Source organism: Caloramator mitchellensis, assembly GCF_001440545.1.
Lineage (GTDB): Bacteria > Bacillota > Clostridia > Clostridiales > Caloramatoraceae > Caloramator > Caloramator mitchellensis.
On sequence record NZ_LKHP01000045.1, the window covers coordinates 1 to 802 of the forward strand.

Consider the following 802-nt stretch of genomic DNA (forward strand, 5'->3'; position numbering starts at 1 on the left):
ATACCTTTTAAAGAAAACCTCAATATCCCAGCGCTTACCATAGATTCTTATGATTTCATCATCATTCAGTGTTATATCAGTTGAGATTAGAGCAAGCCAATTACGGCTTCTTACAAATACAATTTTAGCTTTGACTTCATTACCATTTTCATCAGAGCCAATACCTACAATAACGGAAGATAGTATTTTAGCCTTACCACGTTTCTTCTTTAAAGAAGCATATAAATCCTTTAGGTTAAAATATTTACCATTATAGTTGTAATATACTCTATACATTGATTTAACTATAGATATAGTATGCAATTTAAGTTGAACTATTTTTATAAGAGTTTGAGGATAAGTAAACCAACTATTAAATAAAACATAAGATGCTGGAATACCGTGTTGTATAGCTTGAGCAATCATGTCAATCATAACGGTAGGTGATTTTTTCACAGCTTCTTTACGTAGTTTATATCCATTGGTTCTCTTATCAATAGAGTCATTTACACTACAAAGCCTGTTTTCTTCATTTTCAGAAGAAAGCAAAGAAAAAGCAACTGGTAAAAATGTGTTTCCATCTGACCATCCAAGATTTAATAGGCGAAAGCCTTTTAAATACTTTCTTTGAACATGGTCAAAGACTTTTGCAAGAAGTTCTACAGATTTACTCCTATTTCTACTATACATTGAATCATCTACAATAAGCACATTTACTCTTTCATCAGAAGTTAATGGTGTTAAAGTATTTTTTATAATTGATGAGGATAGGAGTAACAAATATTTTCTCCAGTTAAATTTTGAAGAGTTTAAAAATCTATAC

The 802-nt window shown here is 30.0% G+C and carries 1 protein-coding gene; it reads right to left on the reverse strand.

All coding sequences use genetic code 11. From position 1 onward, the window contains the following. Positions 1-802, reverse strand: an 802-nt coding sequence (locus ABG79_RS12120; RefSeq protein ID WP_160318252.1) for an IS4 family transposase, incomplete at both ends; no start/stop codon positions are given.